General features: G+C 58.8%; 20 protein-coding genes. 7 read left to right on the top strand and 13 right to left on the bottom strand.

Annotated features, from left to right (window positions below):
* Positions 1–16 precede the first annotated feature (16 nt).
* From J7380_RS04355 to J7380_RS04325, 7 genes are all read left to right on the top strand, one after another.
* A complete protein-coding gene (locus J7380_RS04355) occupies positions 17–1,558 on the top strand; it encodes a bifunctional diguanylate cyclase/phosphodiesterase (protein WP_209194653.1) in 1,542 nt (513 codons plus the stop codon).
* A 123-nt stretch (positions 1,559–1,681) separates the two neighbouring features.
* Positions 1,682–3,511: a membrane protein insertase YidC gene (yidC, locus tag J7380_RS04350; protein WP_170356655.1), complete on the top strand. Its 1,830-nt coding sequence runs from the start codon at positions 1,682–1,684 to the stop codon at positions 3,509–3,511.
* Positions 3,508–4,245 (top strand): MOSC N-terminal beta barrel domain-containing protein, encoded by a 738-nt coding sequence (locus tag J7380_RS04345; protein WP_209194652.1) that lies wholly within the window; start codon positions 3,508–3,510, stop codon positions 4,243–4,245. Before yidC ends, J7380_RS04345 begins: the two co-directional genes overlap by 4 nt.
* On the top strand, positions 4,242–4,895 hold the full coding sequence (yihA, locus tag J7380_RS04340) for a ribosome biogenesis GTP-binding protein YihA/YsxC (RefSeq protein ID WP_209194651.1): 654 nt from the start codon (positions 4,242–4,244) through the stop codon (positions 4,893–4,895). Before J7380_RS04345 ends, yihA begins: the two co-directional genes overlap by 4 nt.
* A 60-nt stretch (positions 4,896–4,955) precedes the next feature.
* Entirely contained in the window at positions 4,956–5,819 is an 864-nt protein-coding gene (gene argB, locus J7380_RS04335; protein ID WP_209194650.1) for an acetylglutamate kinase, read from the top strand.
* A 20-nt stretch (positions 5,820–5,839) separates the two neighbouring features.
* Entirely contained in the window at positions 5,840–6,526 is a 687-nt protein-coding gene (locus tag J7380_RS04330) for a ferredoxin (RefSeq protein ID WP_209194649.1), read from the top strand.
* Entirely contained in the window at positions 6,523–7,020 is a 498-nt protein-coding gene (locus J7380_RS04325) for a histidine phosphatase family protein (protein WP_209194648.1), read from the top strand. Before J7380_RS04330 ends, J7380_RS04325 begins: the two co-directional genes overlap by 4 nt.
* Positions 7,021–7,066: 46 nt before the next feature.
* On the opposite strand, the gene J7380_RS04320 is transcribed toward J7380_RS04325, so the two are convergent.
* From J7380_RS04320 to J7380_RS04260, 13 genes are all read right to left on the bottom strand, one after another.
* On the bottom strand, positions 7,067–7,858 hold the full coding sequence (locus J7380_RS04320; protein WP_280635726.1) for an amino acid ABC transporter ATP-binding protein: 792 nt from the start codon (positions 7,856–7,858) through the stop codon (positions 7,067–7,069).
* 12 nt (positions 7,859–7,870) lie between these two features.
* Positions 7,871–9,169, bottom strand: coding sequence for an amino acid ABC transporter permease (locus J7380_RS04315; RefSeq protein WP_209194647.1), 1,299 nt, complete (start codon positions 9,167–9,169; stop codon positions 7,871–7,873).
* 2 nt (positions 9,170–9,171) lie between these two features.
* Entirely contained in the window at positions 9,172–10,404 is a 1,233-nt protein-coding gene (locus J7380_RS04310) for an ABC transporter permease subunit (RefSeq protein WP_209194646.1), read from the bottom strand.
* Positions 10,405–10,530: 126 nt separating this feature from the next.
* A complete protein-coding gene (locus J7380_RS04305; RefSeq protein WP_170356663.1) occupies positions 10,531–11,547 on the bottom strand; it encodes an amino acid ABC transporter substrate-binding protein in 1,017 nt (338 codons plus the stop codon).
* Between the two features lie 207 nt (positions 11,548–11,754).
* On the bottom strand, positions 11,755–12,462 hold the full coding sequence (locus tag J7380_RS04300) for an ATP12 family protein (RefSeq protein WP_209194645.1): 708 nt from the start codon (positions 12,460–12,462) through the stop codon (positions 11,755–11,757).
* A gap of 4 nt (positions 12,463–12,466) precedes the next feature.
* Entirely contained in the window at positions 12,467–13,138 is a 672-nt protein-coding gene (locus tag J7380_RS04295) for an HAD-IA family hydrolase (protein ID WP_209194644.1), read from the bottom strand.
* On the bottom strand, positions 13,135–14,178 hold the full coding sequence (locus tag J7380_RS04290) for an RluA family pseudouridine synthase (RefSeq protein ID WP_209194643.1): 1,044 nt from the start codon (positions 14,176–14,178) through the stop codon (positions 13,135–13,137). Before J7380_RS04290 ends, J7380_RS04295 begins: the two co-directional genes overlap by 4 nt.
* A gap of 104 nt (positions 14,179–14,282) precedes the next feature.
* Complete coding sequence (locus tag J7380_RS04285; protein WP_209194642.1) at positions 14,283–15,089, bottom strand: crotonase/enoyl-CoA hydratase family protein; 807 nt, start codon at positions 15,087–15,089, stop codon at positions 14,283–14,285.
* Between the two features lie 74 nt (positions 15,090–15,163).
* Positions 15,164–16,474, bottom strand: a complete 1,311-nt coding sequence (locus J7380_RS04280) for a replication-associated recombination protein A (protein WP_209194641.1) — start codon at positions 16,472–16,474, stop codon at positions 15,164–15,166.
* A complete protein-coding gene (locus J7380_RS04275) occupies positions 16,471–17,859 on the bottom strand; it encodes a trypsin-like peptidase domain-containing protein (protein ID WP_209194640.1) in 1,389 nt (462 codons plus the stop codon). Before J7380_RS04275 ends, J7380_RS04280 begins: the two co-directional genes overlap by 4 nt.
* Positions 17,860–17,919: 60 nt before the next feature.
* The gene (locus J7380_RS04270; RefSeq protein ID WP_348539069.1) at positions 17,920–18,543 is read right to left on the bottom strand and encodes a YitT family protein; all 624 of its coding nucleotides are present in this window, start codon (positions 18,541–18,543) and stop codon (positions 17,920–17,922) included.
* A 110-nt stretch (positions 18,544–18,653) separates the two neighbouring features.
* Complete coding sequence (rplQ, locus tag J7380_RS04265; RefSeq protein WP_170356670.1) at positions 18,654–19,076, bottom strand: 50S ribosomal protein L17; 423 nt, start codon at positions 19,074–19,076, stop codon at positions 18,654–18,656.
* Positions 19,077–19,194: 118 nt separating this feature from the next.
* Complete coding sequence (locus J7380_RS04260) at positions 19,195–20,211, bottom strand: DNA-directed RNA polymerase subunit alpha (RefSeq protein WP_209194639.1); 1,017 nt, start codon at positions 20,209–20,211, stop codon at positions 19,195–19,197.
* Positions 20,212–20,275 lie beyond the last annotated feature (64 nt).

Raw genomic sequence — 20,275 nt, 5'->3', positions numbered from 1 at the left:
AAAGGCCCGTAATCTGATGTGGAAAAATATCTCTGTCAGCAGAGTTCTGAATGTCCTGACAACCGTACTCAGCGGCCCTCAGGCCTTGGCTTTCATCCCTGCGATCAGCCTCGCTGCCTTCTGGATCGGCGGGGAACGCGCCCTGGTCATCGTGGCCCTGTCCCTACCGGTTCTAGTAGCGATCATCCTGACGGCTGCAGACTCTGCTAAGTCACACGCAGACCGAAGCGAAGCCAACGGACTTAAATCTATCGGCAGTTTCGCCTCGGAAATCGAGGGGTTCTATCAAACGGCGCGCAATATCCGCGAAGAATCCGCCTGCCTGATCGTCGCTTTGGACAACTTCGACGAATTTGTTGATCTGCACGGGAATGCGGCGGCCAACCATATGGCAGAACAATTCTGTGTCCGCGTTTTATCTGCCATCCGTGCGCAGGATATTGCCACGCAGCTGGATCCGCACAAGATTGCCATCGGGTTGCGGCCGTCAAAACATCTTGACCTCGAGGCCTGCATCCAAATGTCTGGGCGTATCCAATCTGCCATTGAAGAGCCGCTGACTCTGAACGGTTCGGGCATCTACGTTTCCTGCTCGATCGGGTTCAGCTTGCTGACCTCGTTACGCGACGACGGGTTCGAAATTTGGATCGACGCAGCCTCATCCGCGCTGGAAGAGGCGCAAAGAAACGGGCCTTCGACGATACGCGCTTATTCCAACGAAACGCGTCGTCGATCGCGCATACGTGCAAATTTACGCAAAGAGTTCGACGCGGCTCTGGACAGCGGAGAAATCCGTCCATGGTTCCAACCGCAAGTCTCGACCGATACGGGACGCGTGACCGGATTCGAGGCGCTGGCCCGGTGGGAGCATCCACAAAAGGGCGTGCTGGGTCCGAATATCTTCCTGCCCTTCGCTGAGCAGGCCGAGTTGATGGAACGGTTTGGTCAGGCCATGCGCCACCACGCGTTCACAGCGATGCAAAAATGGGATCGCGCCGGGGTTATAGTGCCGCGGATCGGGATCAACTTTTCATCGGACGAGTTACGGGATCCTACACTCATTGATCGGCTAAAATGGGAATTGGATCAGAATGATCTGACCCCGGACAGATTGGCTGTCGAAGTGCTTGAGACAGTGTTTTCTCGCAGACCGGATGACGTGATCACCCGCAACGTGACAAGTATGTCAAAGCTGGGCTGCTGCATTGACCTTGACGATTTCGGTACAGGTCATGCCTCGATCGCTTCGATCAAACGTTTTGACGTCTCGCGCATCAAGATTGATCGGTCTTTCGTGACAAAGGCGGACAAGGACGCCAGCCAGCAGCAAATGGTCAGTGCCATTCTCACAATGGCGGAACGGCTGAATTTGGAAACTCTGGCTGAAGGTGTGGAAACTCCGGGAGAGCACGCATTGATGGCCCAGTTGGGATGCGATCACGTTCAGGGTTTTGGGATCGGAAAACCCATGCCATTTGAAAAAACGCTGGACTGGATCGCAGCGCATCAGAACAAGGTGAATGGAGTTCCCAAGATAGGGCGGCAAACTGGCTCTTGATCGGCAAATTCCGCATGAAAAACCCAATCCGCGACGGTTTGACGGGCGAATCCGCTTGACCTTTGGGGCTGCACTCTGTTGAACCCACCGGGTGTGTTTCACTGCTTAAGGTGGCTGTCCCAGATGGACGATCAGAATAAGAATCTCATCCTCGCAACCGCGCTCAGCTTTCTCGTGATCCTTGTTTGGTTCGTGCTGTTCCCACCGCCGGAACAAACCGCGCTGCCCGATCAGGCAGAAATCAGCGCCACCGACGCGACCGAGGTTCAGACGCCCAGCGCCACAAACGCGGGCACGACTGGTGAAGCGACAGCTGCTGCAGAAGAAACGCTGCCCGATGCCGAAGCACCTCGCATTGTGATCGACACACCTCGTCTGGAGGGCAGCCTCTCCCTGTCAGGTGGCCGCATCGATGAGCTGTTCCTGAAGGACTACAAAGTCTCGATCGAAGAAGGCGCGCCGATCGTGGAATTGCTTTCCCCGGTCGGGTCGGAATCGGCCTATTATGCGCTGTACGGCTGGGCACCTGGCGCAGGTGTTGCGGGCACCGATGTCCCGGGCCCGAACACGTTGTGGACTTTGGAAAGCGGTGAGACGTTGGGCGTCGACACGCCGGTCACGCTGAAATGGGACAATGGCAACGGCCTGACCTTCCGCCGCACAATCTCGGTGGACGAAAACTACATGTTCGACGTCACCCAATCGGTGGAAAACAACACGCAGGCCGAGGTGGGCATGGCCCCATATGGCATTCTGGCCCGCCACGGCATCGGTGAAGACGGTGACCTGCCCGACCTGAAGAATTTCTTCATCCTCCACGAAGGGGTCATGGTCATGGCCGACGGCGTGCTGGACGAGATCGACTATGGCGACGTCCGCGACTTTGACATCGACCCGAACGAGCGCGCGCAAGCCGAAGTGTTTCAGGTCAAGGAAGGCGGCTGGGTTGGCTTCACCGATCACTACTGGATGACCACTCTGATCCCCGAAGAAGGTGCGACCTTCAAGGCCGCTGCGAAATACGACGCCCGCCGTAAGATTTATCAGACCGAGACAGTCCTGCCCACACTGACCGTCGCCCCCGGCGCGACAGAAGAAGTGACCACCCAACTGTTCGCAGGCGCGAAGGAATGGGAAACCATCCGTGAGTATCAAGCCGAAGGCGTACAGAAGTTTATCGACAGCATCGACTGGGGCTGGTTCTATTTCCTGACCAAGCCGATCTTCTGGCTGCTGCACAACATCAATGTTCTGATCGGCAACATGGGCTGGTCCATTATCGGCCTGACCCTGATCATCAAGGCGATCCTCTTCCCGCTGGCATTCAAATCCTACGTCTCGATGGCGAAGATGAAGGAACTGCAGCCGCAGATGGAAGCCCTGAAAGAGGCCGCTGGCGACGACCGCCAGAAGATGCAGCAAGGCATGATGGAGCTGTACAAGAAGGAAAAGGTGAACCCCGCCGCAGGTTGTTTGCCGATCCTGATGCAGATTCCGATCTTCTTCTCGCTGTATAAGGTGATCTTTGTCACGATCGAACTGCGTCAGGCCCCATGGTTTGGACCATTCCAGGACCTCAGCGCGCCGGACCCGACCTCGATACTGAACTTCTTTGGCTGGCTACCGTGGGCCGGTCCGCAGCCCGATACACTGATGGCGCTGATCTTCATCGGTATCCTGCCGCTGTTGCTGGGTGTTTCAATGTGGCTGCAGCAAAAGCTGAACCCGGCACCAACTGACGCGACACAGGCGATGATCTTTGCGTGGATGCCGTGGGTCTTTATGTTCATGCTTGGCAGCTTTGCCAGTGGCCTGGTGGTCTACTGGATTGCGAACAACACGATTACATTTACCCAGCAATACCTGATCATGCGCAGCCAGGGCTACAAGCCGGACGTGTTCGGAAACATCAAGTCAAGCTTCAAACGAACTCCGAAGACGGATGACAAATGACAGGTGAAGTAACCAACCTCTGGCGACATCCGATCAAAAGCCATGGCCGCGAGGCCGTGCAGACCGTCACTTTGAGCCCCGGGCAAACCATGCCCGGGGATCGTGTTTGGGCCGTCGCGCACGAAGCGTCGAAAACGGATGGAACCGAATGGGCACCTTGTGCCAATTTCAGCCGCGGTGCCAAAGCTCCGTCGCTGATGGCAATCTCGGCCCGTACCGAAGGTGATACCGTCACACTGACCCATCCCGAACGACCCGAGCTGCGCTTTCAGCCCGACACGCAACAAGATGCCTTTCTGGATTGGGTCAAGCCGCTGATGCCTGCGGATCGTGCGGCCTCGGCCCGCATCGTCCGAGTGCCTGGACGAGGGATGACGGACAGCGATTTCCCGTCGATTAGCCTGTGCAACATGGCCACGCATCGCGCGGTCGAGCAGAAGTTGGGGCAAGACCTTTCCCCGGTACGCTGGCGCGGCAATGTCTGGTTCGACGGGCTGCCCCTGTGGGAAGAATTCGAATGGCTGGGCCGCGAAGTACAGATCGGTCAGGCTGTGTTGCATGTCCGCGAGCGTATCACCCGATGCCTTGCGACGACTGCCAACCCCGATACAGGTGCGCGTGATGCCGATACTTTGGCGGCGCTCAATACCTGGGATCATCAGGATTTCGGCGTCTACGCCGAGGTGATACGGGGTGGCGAGGTCAAAACCGGTGACAAGGTTCAACTGCTATGACCACCCTGCCCTTTCCCTTAGCCGAAACACCGGATGAGTTCGCGCAAGAGCGTGGCCGCAAACTGTTTGCCGGCGAGTCCGAGTTTGTCAAAGGCGTGGTCGCCATGAACGGCTTGCCCGCGCCAGACCGGCTTGAGGTGTGTTTTGCCGGGCGTTCGAATGTGGGCAAGTCCAGCCTGATCAACGCGCTGACCGGCACCAAGGGATTGGCGCGTGCCTCGAACACGCCGGGCCGCACGCAAGAGATCAACTTTTTCACCCAAGGCCCCGAGCTGTATCTGGTCGACCTGCCCGGCTATGGCTATGCCAATGCGCCGGTCAAGGTTGTCGAAAAATGGCAACGGCTGCTGAAACAATACCTGAGCGGACGTCAAACGCTGCGCAGGGCCTTTGTTCTGATCGACTCGCGCCATGGGGTGAAACCGGTCGATGCCGAGATCATGAAGCTGCTGGACACCAGCGCCGTGACCTTTCAGTGCGTGATGACCAAGGCCGACAAGGTCAAATCCAACGAGCGCGAAAAGGTTCTGGATCAGGTACGCGGAGCGTTGTCGAAACACCCTGCCGCCTTCCCTGAAATCGTGCTGACCTCGTCCGAAAAGGGCGACGGGATTCCCACGCTGCGCTCGATCATCGCCCATCTGGAATAGCTTGCCCCTTGGCAGCACCGGGCAAAGGCCCTAACACGGAATGCCAGAGGGACAGCAGCCATGAAGACAAGAGATATGAACCGGGACTGGATCGCCACCGCCGCCACTTTGAACAGCGCTTTGCCGTATCTGCAGCGTTATGACGATGCCATTGTCGTCATCAAGTTGGGCGGGCACGCCATGGGCAGTGACGAGGCGATGGAGAGCTTTGCCCGCGACGTCGTGCTGATGCGTCAGGTCGGTGTCAATCCGGTGGTCGTCCACGGTGGCGGCCCGATGATCAACGCGATGCTGGGCAAGCTGGACATCCAGTCCGAATTTGTAGGCGGCAAACGCGTGACCGATAAAGCCACCGTCGAAGTGGTCGAGATGGTCCTGTCTGGCCTTGTGAACAAGCGCATCGTCCAGGCGATCAACGATCAGGGCGGAACGGCCGTGGGCCTGTCTGGTAAGGACGCCAATCTGATGGTCTGCGATCAGGCCGATCCGGCTCTTGGCTTTGTCGGCTCTCCGGCGGACATGAACCCGAAAATCCTGCACGACTTGTTTTCCCATGATGTGATCCCGGTGATCGCGCCACTGGGTGCAGGCCGAACCGGAGAGACGCTGAACGTCAATGGCGATACCGCCGCAGGCGCGATTGCCTCGGCACTGAAAGCGGATCGCCTGTTGCTGCTGACCGATGTCTCGGGCGTCAAGAACGCCGCGGGTGAAGTTGTGACCGAACTGAAGGCCGGTCAGATCCGCGAGATGACGATGGAAGGTACGATCGCAGGCGGTATGATCCCCAAGACTGAAACCGCGCTGGATGCTTTACACAGCGGCGTACGGGCGGTGGTCATTCTGGACGGTCGCGCGCCCAACGCGGTGCTTTTGGAACTGTTTACCGAACACGGCGCAGGGTCACTGATCCGCCCCGACTGAGCCCCTAAAGCGGAGAAGAGATGACGCAACACGTCCCCGCCTCAGCCTATAAAGCGTCTATCAGCTATGGCTGGGTGGGACGTGTCGCGCATCAGGCCGGGTTAATCACCATGGGCGCGACCCATCCCCGTACCAGCGGAGCAAAGGGGCTGGACGGTGGCACTCTGGTTCTGTTGGGCGCGGGGCCAGGCTTTTGGCCGGTCCTGAGGGCGGCCCCGGAATGGAACGGCCCCGATCCTGTCGACCGCTGGTCAACCCGCGTGATTGGACAAATGGCCCTTGATTTGGGGGCTGATGCGCATTTCCCTTTCGGCGGCCCACCTTATGCACCTTTCATCGACTGGGCGCTGAAATCCGGGCGCACCTTCAGCAGCCCAGTGGGCGCGCTGGTGCATGACACCGTGGGTATGATGATCTCATATCGGGGTGCGCTGCATTTCGCGCAGGAGTTCGAGATACCCGAGGCGATAGCACCCTCGCCGTGCGCCACCTGTGCCGCGCCCTGCACCTCGACCTGCCCCGTGGGCGCGTTGAACGATCAGGAATTCTATGACGTGGGCGCATGCCATGCGCACCTCTCCACAGACGAGGGCCAAACCTGTATGACCGGAGGCTGCCTTGCACGTCTGTCCTGCCCTGTCAGCGCCGGCGCCAATCGCGACCCCGAACAGTCCGCCCATCATATGAAAGCGTTCCACCCATCATGAGCCTGACTCTGATCCTTACCCGCCACGCAAAATCCAGTTGGGGCGATCCAACGCTCAAGGATCATGACCGCCCCCTGAACAAACGCGGCCGGAAATCTGCACGCGCCATTGGCAGGTGGTTGAATGAACACGGATGGATGCCGGACGAAGTGCTCAGCTCGACGGCAATCCGGACGCGTGAAACTTGGGATCGCATGGGGCTGCAAGCCGACAGGATTTGCTTTCACCGCGCACTATATCTGGCCGAACCCGAAGACATGCTGATTGAACTGTCGGGTGCGACGCAGCCAACGGTCATGATGCTAGGCCACAACTCAGGCATATGTGAATTCGCCCGCCGGATCGTTCGTCGCCCCCCGGATCACCCACGTTTCTTGGATTATCCGACATGTGCGACTACCGTGATCCGGTTTAGCATCAAGGATTGGGCCGATATCGACTGGCGGAGTGGGGATGTTATCGGCTTCACCACACCGCGCGAATTGCTGGAATAGAAAAAGGCGAGGCCGAAGCCCCGCCCTTTCCTGGATTTTCGCCGGATCAGTGACCCAGAATCTGACTGAGGAACAGCTTGGTCCGTTCGCTCTGCGGGTTGTTGAAGAACTCTTCGGGTTCGTTCTGTTCCACGATCTGACCGGCATCCATAAAGATCACGCGGTTGGCGACCTGACGGGCAAAGCCCATCTCGTGCGTGACGCACAGCATGGTCATGCCTTCCTCGGCCAGTTCGATCATGGTGTCGAGCACCTCTTTGATCATCTCGGGGTCCAGCGCCGATGTGGGTTCATCGAACAACATGATCCGCGGCATCATGCAAAGCGATCGGGCAATCGCCACACGCTGCTGCTGACCACCTGACAACTGGCCGGGGTATTTCAGCGCCTGATCGGGGATTTTCACTTTTTCCAGGAAATGCATCGCGCGCTCTTCGGCTTCTTTCTTGGGCGTCTTGCGCACCCAGATCGGGGCCAGCGTGCAGTTTTCCATAATGGTCAGGTGCGGGAACAGGTTGAAGTGCTGGAACACCATGCCAACCTCGGACCGGATCTTGTCGATGTTCTTGAGGTCATTCGACAACTCGGTCCCGTCCACGATGATCGTGCCCTGCTGGTGTTCCTCCAGCGCGTTCAGGCAGCGGATCAGGGTGGACTTTCCGGAACCGGAGGGCCCCGCGATCACGATCCGCTCGCCCTGATTGACGGTCAGATTGATGTCGCGCAGCACGTGGAAAGACCCGTACCACTTGTTCATGCCGTTGATTTCGATGGCGACCTCGTCGCTCACCTGCATCTTCGAGCGGTCGATTTCGCGTTCAATTGCAAGTTCAGACATGTGTTGAACTCCTTAACGATGGTCCGTGGCAAGGCGACGCTCGAGCCACTGGGAATATTGAGAAATGCCGTAGCAGACGACGAAGAACAGAAGCGCGGCAAAGCCCAGAAGCTCCCAATAGACGCCGTTCCATTCGGTTGACGCCAGGATGGGCCCCCGGATCATGCCCACCAGATCGAACATCGAAATGACCGAAACCAGTGTGGTGTCCTTGAACAGGCCAACGGCCACGTTCACGATACCGGGGATCGAAATCTTCAGTGCCTGCGGCAGGATGATCAGACGCATCGCCTGCGGGTAATCCAACCCAAGGCTGTCTGCTGCCTCGTACTGCCCACGTGGAAGCGCTGCCAGACCGCCCCGGATCACCTCGGCGATATAGGCGGCCGAGAACATGGTGATCATGATCACAACACGCAGGAACAGGTCGACCGTGCTTTCGGGTGGGAAGAAATACGACAGCATCACCGAAGCCACGAACAGCAGCGTGATCAGAGGCACGCCGCGGATGAATTCGATGAAGATGACACAGACCCACTTGATCAGCGGCATCGACGACTGACGACCCAGCGCCAGAGCGATCCCAAGCGGAACCGACAGTGACACGCAGGTCAAGCCCAGCATCATGTTCAGCATAAAGCCTCCCAGATCACGGCTTGGAACGGCGGTGAGCATAGCACCTTCGTTGGCACCTTCCGGGATCAGAGCCCCTCCGACATTCCAGACAATCAGAGCCACTATGATCGCGCCGAAGAACCCGGCAGCGAAACTGTTGCGGCCAAGTTTCTGGAAAACGACACCCGCGGCAACAAAACCAAGCAGCGCCACGATTGGAACCAGAATGCTGCCACCCCAAATCAGCCAGAAGGCGATGAAGGGATACAGCGCCGTGAACACCAGAAGTTTGCGCGGCAGGTCAAAGAACAGAACCGGCGCCAGCGCCACCAACATAAGCACAAAGGCCAGATTTGGGCGCCAATAAGCTTCTGCAGGGTATTTGAACCCATAGATCAACTGATGCCAGCGTTCGGTCAGAACAGCGAAACAAGCGCCAGTTCTGCCATCCAGAATCTCGCGGCATTGAGCAAGCGACTCCGCGTTCCACACGCCGTTCAAAATCCATGGCAACGTGTTCTTGAGAAGCACATAGATTAGCAGGATGGATAGAACCGTTAGGATTGTGTTCGTGACGCCCGAAAACAAGTTCTCGCGCAGCCATTTGACAATACCCGTCTGGTTTGCCGGCGGTGGCGAAGGAGGAATAGTTCCTTCAGCCACAAAGGCGATCGGGTTTGTTGTTTGATCAGCCATGCTCAGCGCTCCTTCAACTTGACGGATGCGTTGTAGATATTCATCACCATCGAGATCATCAGAGAGGCTGTCAGATAGAACAGCATCAGCAACAAGACGCATTCAATCGCACGGCCCGTTTGGTTCAGCGTGATACCGCCCAGCGTCGCAGTGATGTCCGCGTAACCCACCGCAATCGCCAGAGACGAGTTCTTGGTGATGTTGAGATACTGCGAAATCAGTGGCGGGATAATGACCCGCAAAGCCTGAGGCAGGATGACCAGATTCATGATCCGACCCTGACGCAGACCCAGTGCGGCGGCAGCCTCTGTCTGACCTTTCGATATCGCTTGGATACCCGCCCGGACGTTTTCCGCGATGAAGGCACCGGTGTAGATCGACAATGCGAACCAAAGCGCAATGAGCGGACCACCGACCTTAATTCCTCCGCTGAAGTTAAAGCCTTTCAGCGCCGGGACATCCCAAGTCAATCCCATCAAAACCATCAACAGAGCAAACGGTACCAGCCAAACTGCCAGCTTCACGACCAGGGTTTTCGGACGCTCGCCAGTTTGCTCTTGTTTCAAAGCGGCACGTTTCTCGATTTCACGAGATCCGAACCAGGATCCGATCAGAACCACGACAACCAGCAGCCAATTCAAGACCGTCGCGCCAAACAAGCCGTTCGCAAATTCCGGGCGGGGAATATAGACGCCACGGTTGGTGAAGGCGAACAAATCGAACAGCATGCTTGAAGTCGGGTTGTCGCCTCGGAATGCCCGCGGCCCCGGCAAAACTGCCGTCATGATGGTGAAAATGATGATGATCCAGATGAGAACCGGAATATTCCGGAATATCTCAACATACACCGCCATCAGCTTGGAAACGAGCCAGTTGTTCGACAAACGCAGCACACCTGCGATTACGCCAAAAATTGTGGCCGTAATACATGCCAAAAACGCAACCAAAAGGGTGTTCAGAATACCGACAACAGCCGCTCTTCCGTGCGAAGACTGGCTGTCATACTCGATCAGTCGCTGGTTGATGTCATACCCGGCAGGGTCGCCCAGGAATGTGTAGGAGATATTCAGGCCCGCGGCCCGAAGGTTCTGGATCAGGTTATTACCCAGATACCAAATACAAAGCGCAATGACGATTGCCGCAATCACCTGGAAAGTAAGTGAGCGATAGCGGGTATCGTTTATGAGCATAGACAACCGAAAGTCAGCTTTCGGTGGGTCAGTCATAGTCGACATATTATGGGATCCCCGTGCTTTTCGGACGCTTCCTTCCCGGCAGGGTTTTCCCCGCTCCCGAGCAGTCCGTAGCATTCTGTTTTGGAAAAAGGGCGCAGGTTAACCCCGCGCCCTTTTCAATGGATTTTAGCGGAACGGAGGCGAGTACAGCAGGCCGCCATCGGTCCACTGTGCGTTCAGACCGCGTGCCAGACCGATTGGAGTTTCTTCGCCGATGTTCTGCGCGAAGACTTCGCCATAGTTGCCGCCCGATTTGATCGCCTTCATAGCCCAGTCAGCATCCAGACCCAGCATCTCGCCCAGAGTACCTTCGGTACCCAGCAGACGGTTCACTTCTGGGTTGTTGGTGCCAGCGGCCATCTCGTCGATGTTGGCCGAGGTCACGCCCAGCTCTTCAGCCGAGATCAGCGCGTTCAGAGTCCAGCGGACAACGTCGCCCCACTCGTGATCGCCGTGACGGACCAGCGGGCCCAGCGGCTCTTTCGAGATGATTTCGGGCAGCAGGACGTGCGCCGACGGATCTTCGAATGTGGCGCGGGTTGCGGCCAGACCAGATGCGTCGGTGGTGTAAACGTCACATGCGCCAGCCAGATACTGCTGCTGCGCTTCAGCGTTGGTTTCAATCGGAACCGGCTCGTAGCTGATGTTGTTCGAGCGGAAGAAGTCCGCCAGGTTCAGCTCGGTGGTGGTGCCGGTCTGGATGCAGACGGTTGCGCCGTCCAGTTCCTTGGCCGAGCTGACGCCCAGCGCCTTGGGAACCATGAAGCCCTGACCGTCGTAGTAGTTTACGCCCACAAATTCGAACTTCAGGTCCACGTCGCGGCTGAACGTCCATGTGGTGTTACGGGCCAGCATGTCGATCTCGCCCGAGGCCAGCGCAGTAAAGCGGGTCTTACCAGTTGTCGGAACAAACTCGACGGCGCTTGCATCGCCCAGTACGGCTGCAGCGACAGCACGGCAAACCGCAACGTCAAAGCCTTTCCATTCACCATTTGCATCGGGTGCAGCGAAGCCAACCAGACCGGTGGTCACACCGCAGTTCAGCTTACCGCGCGCTTTGACATCATCGACAGTCCCCGCTGTCGCTGCGCCTGCAGCCAGGCCTGCAACGGTCGCCACGCCCAAAATTACGGATTTTTTCATTTTTACCTCTTCCTGATTTTCCGCCCCTGTCCAGAGACGGTTCTGTCCGGCACCTTTGGCACCGGAAAGGTTTCCCCAAAGGTGTCTCCCCTTTAGTGGGCTTGAGTTTGGGCGCATTCATAAACAAACGTCAAGGGTCGGATCAGCGAAAACGATGGATCATCTTGCAGATGTCCGCGTCTTTGGCGGAATTTCAGGCGTCAGGGCTCAAACCGAGAGATCAAAGAACCGTTTGGCGTGTAGGAACGCGGCGCGTTTGACTTCGGACGCAGCATGCGCTTCGTCGTCGTGGCCCCATTGTTCAATTTGCCAAAGCTCGTCCAGCCGCGAAACTTCCCAGATGTCTTCCACCGCGCGCCAATTGGCCGAAACGGCAAACCCAAGGATCAACGACCCGGACAGGCTGACCAGATCGTGGAAGGCTGCAAGCTGGAAGTCATTGAAATCATGGACACGCTGCCTCAAGCTCTGCAGGGTCGACGTGTCCTGAGGTCTGTGCAACACGCCAGCAACGGGGACCAAACGCGCGGCGAGTGTCTCTGCCGCCCAATCCAGCGCCGGGTCCCATTGCTCGGCCTGCCGCTGCTGCAACTCTTGCGGGTGCGTGGCACGGTAACATAGCAGGTCCGAATCGCCGTAATCAGCCAACATGTCTGCAACTTCGGCGTGCTGATGCTGCACCTTGTCGATGGCCGCATTGGCAGAGCGGGTGAAGGGCATGGTGGTCGGGTCGACTTCTTTTTCCTGCGCGTCCCATTCTGCGGCAATCTCCTGCGCCATGGTCTGCGTAGGCACGATCAAACCCGCCTTGGCTGGCGTTTTCACCCGGCGGCCATCCAGCTCGACTGTAAAGCCGCCTTCAGCCTCAATCACTGCGCTTTGGGTCCAGAATCGTTTGGGTTTCCAGTCGCTCATCGTCTCAGGTCCAGATTTGTTCCAGCGCATTGGGCAACTGGTCAAAGGTTTCAATGATGGTTGTCGCAGCCTCTAGCGCGGGGCGCGCGTGATAACCCCAGGTGACGCCGACACTGCGCACGCCCGCAGCGGTGGCCATGTCCATGTCAAACCGGGTGTCGCCGATCATCACGGTATCGATTGCCTCAACCCCCGTCTCGGCCCGCGCGGTGTCGATCATCGACGGGTGCGGTTTCGAGGGGTGATGATCCGCCACCTGCCGCGTGACAAAATAACCCTGCAGCCCGTGCCCTTCGATCAAAGCATCCAATCCGCGCTGAGACTTCCCGGTGGCCACGCCAAGCAGAACTTCGGGGATGGCGTGCAACGCCTCAATCACCTCGCGGGCACCGGGATAAAGCGGCGATCCCGCCATACCCTGTTCCAGCCGATGTGCGTGGTACGCCTGTTTATACCCCTCGACCAGCCGCACCTGATCCGCATCCGAATGCTGCGGCGCAAGCTGCGCCATCGCCTTGGGCAGCGACAGGCCAACAATGGACAGGATCGCCGAGCGATCCGGCACCGGCAAGGACAGCGTCTCGAAACTGGCCGTCATCGCGGCAACGATGCTGCCCTGACTGTCAACCAGAGTGCCATCCACGTCGAAAAGCACCAAACGCAGGGGTGCGCTCATTGCAGTTCCTCGAACGGGTCGTCGGCGGCCAGATCCTCGGTCCAGCCAAAGGTGTCCCAGCTGTGTTTCATGTGATCCGGCAAAGGGGCTTTCACGGTAATCGTCTTGCGCGTCACCGGGTGTTCGAACGAGGCCTGCCGCGCGTGCAGGTGCAGCTTTTTGCTGATGATCCCGCCTAGCTGTGCGCCCCAGCCATCGCCAAGGTTTTCCTGACCCGAGCCACCGTATTTGCCGTCCCCGATGATCGGATGCCCAATCGCCGCCATATGCGCCCGCAACTGGTGGGTGCGGCCGGTGATCGGCTCCATCGCCACCCAGGCGGCGCGCCCGGCCACACGGTAGAGCGTGGCATAATGCGTATGCGCCCGTTTCGCGCCGGGGGTGTCGTTGATCTCGTTCAGATGAACGGGGATCATTTTCTCACCCTCACCCTGCTTGCCGTGACCTGCGGCCTTGACCAAACCGGTCTTGATCTCACCCAGATAGGGGGTCGGCACACCTGCGACCAAGGCCCAGTAGATTTTGCGCGTATCGCGATGCCGGAAGGCCGCCGTCAGCCCCTTGGCGGCCTCGCGCGTGCGGGCCAGCAGCAGAACGCCAGAGGTATCCTTGTCCAGACGATGCACAAGGCGGGGGTTTTCGTCATAGCCAAAGCGCAGCGCCTCGGACAGGCTGTCCACGTGGCGCGTCTGGCCGCTGCCGCCCTGTACCGGCAGGCCATGCGGTTTATTCAGCGCCAGCACGTGATCGTCGCGGTAGATCACACAAGACTGGATCATCTTGGCATCCGCATCCGAGATACGCCGCTTGACCTCAGCGGGCTTATGATCGGCATCTGGCAGGGGCGGCACACGCACGACCTGCCCGACCTCAAGCCGGGTCGAGGCCTTCACCCGCCCGCCATCCACGCGCAGTTCACCCTTGCGGCACATCTTTTCGATGCGGCCCTGACTGACATGCGGAAACAAGCGGCGCAGCCAACGGTCGATCCGCTGGTCGCCATCGCCCTCTGCCACGGTGATCATCTGTACGCCGCTCATGCCGATATCCCTTTCGCGCGCCGGATCCGCGCGGGTTGTGTGCCATTCAGTGCCATTGAAAACATGCGCGTCTGTGGCGTGACTTACCGGCAGAGTCAACCCGGTCAGATATTGGTAAAGTCACCCCCGCGCCCGGCCCCATCCCGGAACCTGCCCGCCCCGGCGGTACCTTCGCGGCGGATCGCGTCCAACCCGTTGGCCCATTCGACCTTGAGCGCCTCACGCACCGGCATCCCCCGCGTTTCGATGATCGAGCGGCGATCGGCTCGCACCGCCTCTTGCGGAAAGCGGGCGATTTCATGCGCCATGGCCTCGGCTGCGGCGCGGGCCTGACCATGGGGCACGATCTTTTCGGCCAATCCGATATTGTAGCACTCCTGCGCCTCAACCTTGCGACCGGTCAGAGCGATTTCCAACGCTTTGCCCTGCCCGACTAGGCGCGGCAACCGGACTGAACCCCCATCCATGAGCGTGATCCCCCAGCGGCGGCAATAGACACCCAGGTATGCGGTTTCCGCCATCACGCGAATATCGCACCACAGCGCCAGCTCCATCCCGCCAGCCACAGCCGCGCCCTCAACCGCGCCAATCACGGGTTTGGACAACTCCAGCCTTGATGGCCCCAATGGCCCGACCGTCGAGGGCGCAGAGCCGATGGGAAAGGACAGGCGGTCGAAATAGGCCTCGCGCAGATCGGGGTCAGAGAGCGTCGCTGCCAGTTTCAGATCCCATCCAGCGCAGAAATTCCCGCCCTTGCCCCAGAACACAGCCACCTTGGCCGGGCTGCGTTCAAACTCCAGAAACGCCTCGACTAGAGCCTCGGCATGGTCAGTGTCCACGGCGTTGCGGGTTTCGGGGCGATCGTGGATGATGGTCCAGACGTCATCGGTTTTGTCTATGGATACGGTCATGAGCTTCCTCCCTGAACTCTCATGACCCAAGCCAAGCGCGATTTTACCGCCCTGTCGCCCCTGACGCAGCGGCACTAACGATTGCGTTGGGTCCGTAACTTGGCGAAATACTCCAGCCGTTTCTTCAACTCGCGCTCGAACCCGCGCTCGACCGGCTGGTACAGGTCCGGGCGGTCCATGCCATCGGGAAAATAGTTCTGGCCCGAGAATCCATCCTCGGCGTCGTGATCATAGGCATAGCCCGCACCATAGCCCTGTTCCTTCATCAACGACGTCGGTGCGTTCAGGATATGTTTGGGTGGAGGTTCACTACCCGATTTTCGCGCCAGTTCGCGAGCAGCCTTGTAGCCCGCATAGGCCCCGTTCGATTTGGGCGCCAAGGCCAGATAGACCACCGCCTGCGCCAGCGCCAATTCGCCTTCGGGACTGCCAATCCGTTCGTAGACTTCCCACGCATGAAGCGCCAAAGCCTGTGCCTGCGGATCGGCCAGGCTGATATCCTCGACCGCCATGATGGTCAAACGCCGCGCGATATAGCGAGGGTCTTCACCCCCTTCCAGCATTCGGGCAAACCAATACAGTGCCGCATCCGGGTCTGAGCCACGCACCGATTTGTGCAGGGCCGAGATCAGGTTGTAGTGCTCATCACCCGACTTGTCGTATTTCGTCGCGCGCCGCATCAGGCGGGTTGCCAGCACCTCGCGATCCAGCGGAGTATCGACTTTCCACGCCGCAATCTGTTCGATTAGGTTCAACAACGCCCGCCCGTCGCCATCAGCCATCTCGTGCAACGCGTCACGTGCAGGCCCGGTCAAAGGTAGCGCCTGGCCCAGCTCTTTCTCGGCCCGTTGGGTCAGGCGCTCCAGATCGGTCAGATCAAGGCGTTCCAGCACCAACACTTGCGCGCGGCTCAACACAGCGGCGTTCAACTCGAACGAGGGGTTCTCGGTTGTCGCCCCCACCAGCAGGATCGTACCGTCCTCCATATGAGGCAGGAAGCCATCCTGCTGGGCCTTGTTGAAACGATGAATCTCATCCACGAATAGCAGCGTGCCCTGCCCGTTCTGATGGCGGATTTTCGCGGCCTCAAACACCTTTCGCAGATCGGGAACACCGGTAAAAATCGCACTGATCTGAACGAAATGCAGATCGGTTTCTTGCGCCAAAAGCCGCGCGATGGTGGTCTTGCCCACGCCCGGCGGCCCCCAGAACACCAGACTGGACAAGCTGCCCGAGGCCAGCATCACCCCCAAAGGCGCATCAGGGCCCAACACCTGTTCCTGCCCGATCACCTCGGCCAGTGTCTGCGGGCGCAGCCGGTCGGCCAAAGGGCGATGCGCGGGTGGCGCAGGCCGATCGGCCCCGGTGTCGAACAGATCGCTCATAGCCGGAACCGCAGCGAAACCGAGCGCCCACCACGCAGCAGCTCGAACTGTAAACGGCGGCCCGGATCGGTCAGCGCGCGGGTGACATCGTCGGGATGGGCAATCGCGTTGCCGTTGATGCTGTGAAGAACATCCCCCACGCGCAGCCCCGAGCGCCCGCCATACCGCCCGGCATCCAACACAACCACTCCGGTTTCCGTCAGCCGCAGGCCCATCTTTGAAATCACCGCCGGGTTGATACGCGAAACCACCAGTCCCGGCATCACCGTCCGGTCATCCAGAATGGTTTCATCCGCGGACGGCGTATCAGGCGCTGGGATCAAGGCGACCTCGACCTCTTCCTGCGCCTCACCCCGCAAAAGGGTCAAAACCGAGGTGCCACCAACGCCGGCAACAGACATGCGGAACTTCATCTCGGCGGGGGAATTGACTTCATCCCCGTCCACATGCGTCACCACATCGCCTACACGCAATCCGCCCTCAGCCAAGGGGCTGAGCGGGTGCAGATTGGAAATCACCACGCCCAGTGGGATCGCCAGACCCAGAGATTCCGCGATATCCGCGCTCATGTGCTGGCCCGAGACCCCGGCCCAGGGGCTTACGAATTGCTCATTGCCCGCCTGCGCCTGCCGCAGGAATTCGGCCACCAGATTGGCGGGGATCGCAAAGCCGATCCCGTTTGACCCGCCCGACCGCGTCAGGATCGAGGTATTGATCCCGATCAGATCACCATTCACATCAATCAGCGCCCCACCCGAATTGCCCGGATTGATCGCCGCATCGGTCTGAATGAAATAGCCCCGCGCATTGCCGGTGGCCGTGCCCGTCCGCGCCAGACCCGAGATGATGCCCGAAGACACCGTCTGCCCCACACCAAACGGGTTGCCGATGGCGAGCGCAAGCTCACCCACCTCAACCTGATCGGAATCGCGCAGCGGCAGGTAGGGCAGCCCATCGGCCTCCTCCAGCCGCAAAATGGCGATGTCGCTTTCCTTGTCACCCAGCACCACTTGCGCCGAAAACTCTCGCCGGTCGGTGGTGACAATCCGGATTTCCGTCGCCGTGCCGACCACGTGGTAATTTGACACCACATAGCCATCATCAGACAGGATCACCCCCGACCCCAACGAGTTCTGTACCCGTTGTCTTGGCTCGTTGAACCCGCCGCCAAAAAAATCCTGAAAGAACGGGTCCGAGAAAAACGGGTTCGCCCGCCCCTGCCGCACGATCTTGGCATAGATATTGACCACCGCAGGCGCGGCCTCTTTGACCACCGGCGCAAAGCCTAAGCTGATCTCGGCCTGTGATTGCGGCACCTTGGTTTCAGCATGGGCGGGGGTTTGCAACAGGGCAAAAGGCAGACAAAGCAAAAGCGCGCGGAGCATGTGACCCTCATGGATGTTTACGGATTGATATGTCCGCAACACCGACCGTTTGCAAGATCGCTATGAATTTGCAGACCGACCATAACCGGGACGCCCGGTGCCGCTTTGGGCCACGTCAAAGTTCCATACGATTGCCATATTGGTGATCACAGCCCCAAGGAAGGAATACAGCAGTTGCGACGGGCTAAGCACAAAGGCCGAGGCCAAAAATACCATGACATCGACTGAAAGTTGGAACCACCCAGCCTTCAGACCGGTCTTATGTTCCAGAATGATCCCCAGAATAGTCATCCCGCCCGCCGAGGCATTGTGGCGGAAGATAGCAATCAATCCCATGCCACTACACGCACCCCCAAGAACGGCGGCGATCAGCGGGTCAAGCCGTTCGAAGATGACTATTTTTCCCAACAGTTGTGAAAGCGTCGAAATCCCGATCACCACGACAATCGTCCGAATAGCAAAAACAGGGCCGCGTTTTACCCAAGCAAGTATCAGAAACGGGATACCGATTAGGAAAAACAAAGGGCCAAATCCAATCGGCAAAACATAAGAAAGCAAAAGCGCAAGACCCGCAGTTTGCCCTGTCACCAAACCAGCCGCTTTCAGAAAAACGACGCTAAGGCTTGTCATGACGATACCAAAGGCAAGGCCCTGAACATCAAATACGGACATGCGAACGGACACGAAAAGCTCCGGTTTTAGGGCAGGAAACACACCTGCGAGGTTTATCGCGATGAAATAGAAAAACCCCCGCGTCTGGGACGCAGGGGCCAAAGTCAGAAAGCGAAGCTTTCTTATTCTTCGTCTGCGGCCTCTTCGGCGGCAACGCGAGCCTTGTCGGCTGCGCCTTTGGCGTCGACGTCGCGATCCACGAATTCGATGATCGCCATCGGGGCCATGTCGCCGTAACGGAAGCCAGCTTTCAGGATGCGGACATAACCGCCCGGACGCTCGGCATAGCGGGGGCCCAGAACTTCGAACAGCTTGGCGACGTCTTTGTCTTCTTTCAGCTGAGCTGCGGCCTGACGACGGGCGTGCAGGTCGCCGCGCTTGCCCAGAGTGACCAGTTTTTCGATGATCGGGCGCAGTTCTTTTGCCTTGGGCAGAGTTGTTTTGATTTGCTCATGCTCGATGAGCGAGCCAGCCATGTTTGCAAACAGAGCCTTGCGGTGCTCATGAGTACGGTTCAGGCGGCGGTAACCACGTGCGTGACGCATTGTTCAATTCCTATCTTGCGTTTTTGCTTTGTCTGGCCGGCGATGCGTGTCACCGGCTCTCCTTGGGGCATCATCGCCCATACAGTCCCCGGCAGTCCGGGCATTGGGGAAGACGCGCTTAGAACGCGTCTTCGAATTTCTTCGCCAGATCTTCGATGTTGTCGGGCGGCCAGTCCTCGACATCCATGCCGAGGTGCAGCCCCATGCCGGACAGCACTTCTTTGATCTCGTTCAGCGATTTGCGGCCGAAGTTCGGGGTGCGCAGCATCTCGGCTTCGGTCTTCTGGATCAGGTCGCCGATATAGACGATGTTGTCGTTCTTCAGGCAGTTTGCCGAACGGACAGACAGTTCCAGCTCGTCCACTTTCTTCAGCAACAGCGGGTTGAACTCCAGACCATCGTCCTCGTCCTGGCGGCCAGCCGATTCCGGCTCGTCGAAGTTGACGAAGATCGACAGTTGATCCTGCAGGATACGAGCGGCAAAGGCCAGCGCGTCCTCGGGGGTGATCGAACCATCGGTTTCGATCTTCAGGGTCAGCTTGTCATAGTCCAGAACCTGACCTTCACGGGTCGGCTGAACGTCATAGGCAACCTTCTTGACCGGCGAATAGATCGCGTCGATCGGGATCAGGCCGATGGGTGCGTCTTCGGGCTTGTTCTTCTCAGCCGAGACGTAACCCTTGCCGGTGTTGACGGTCAGTTCCATGAACAGGTCGGCGCCATCGTCCAGGTGGCAGATGACGTGATCGCGGTTCAGAACCTCGATACCGGCGCTTTCACTGATGTCACCTGCGGTGACAACGGCGGGGCCTTTGGCATTGATCGACAAGCGCTTGGGGCCTTCGACTTCCATGCGCAGCGACACGCCTTTGAGGTTCAGGATGATGTCGGTGACGTCTTCGCGGACACCTGCGACCGACGAAAACTCGTGCAGAACGTTGTCGATCTGGACGCTGGTGATGGCCGCGCCCTGCAGGCTGCTCATCAGAACGCGGCGCAGCGCGTTACCCAGAGTCAAACCAAAGCCACGCTCCAGCGGCTCAGCAACCAGCGTTGCCTGACGCGCAGGATCGTTTCCCGGCTTGGCATCCAGCTGGGTTGGCTTGATCAATTCTGCCCAATTCTTGTGGATCATGTAATCCCTCCATTCCTGTCCGCGCCCCATGACCAACAAGGTGCAGACGCCCGAGGTTCAAAAT

The sequence above is a fragment of the Ruegeria sp. R8_1 genome (assembly GCF_017743815.1).
GTDB classification, from domain to species: Bacteria; Pseudomonadota; Alphaproteobacteria; order Rhodobacterales; family Rhodobacteraceae; genus Ruegeria; species Ruegeria lacuscaerulensis_A.
This window is presented reverse-complemented; position numbering and strand designations above follow the sequence as displayed.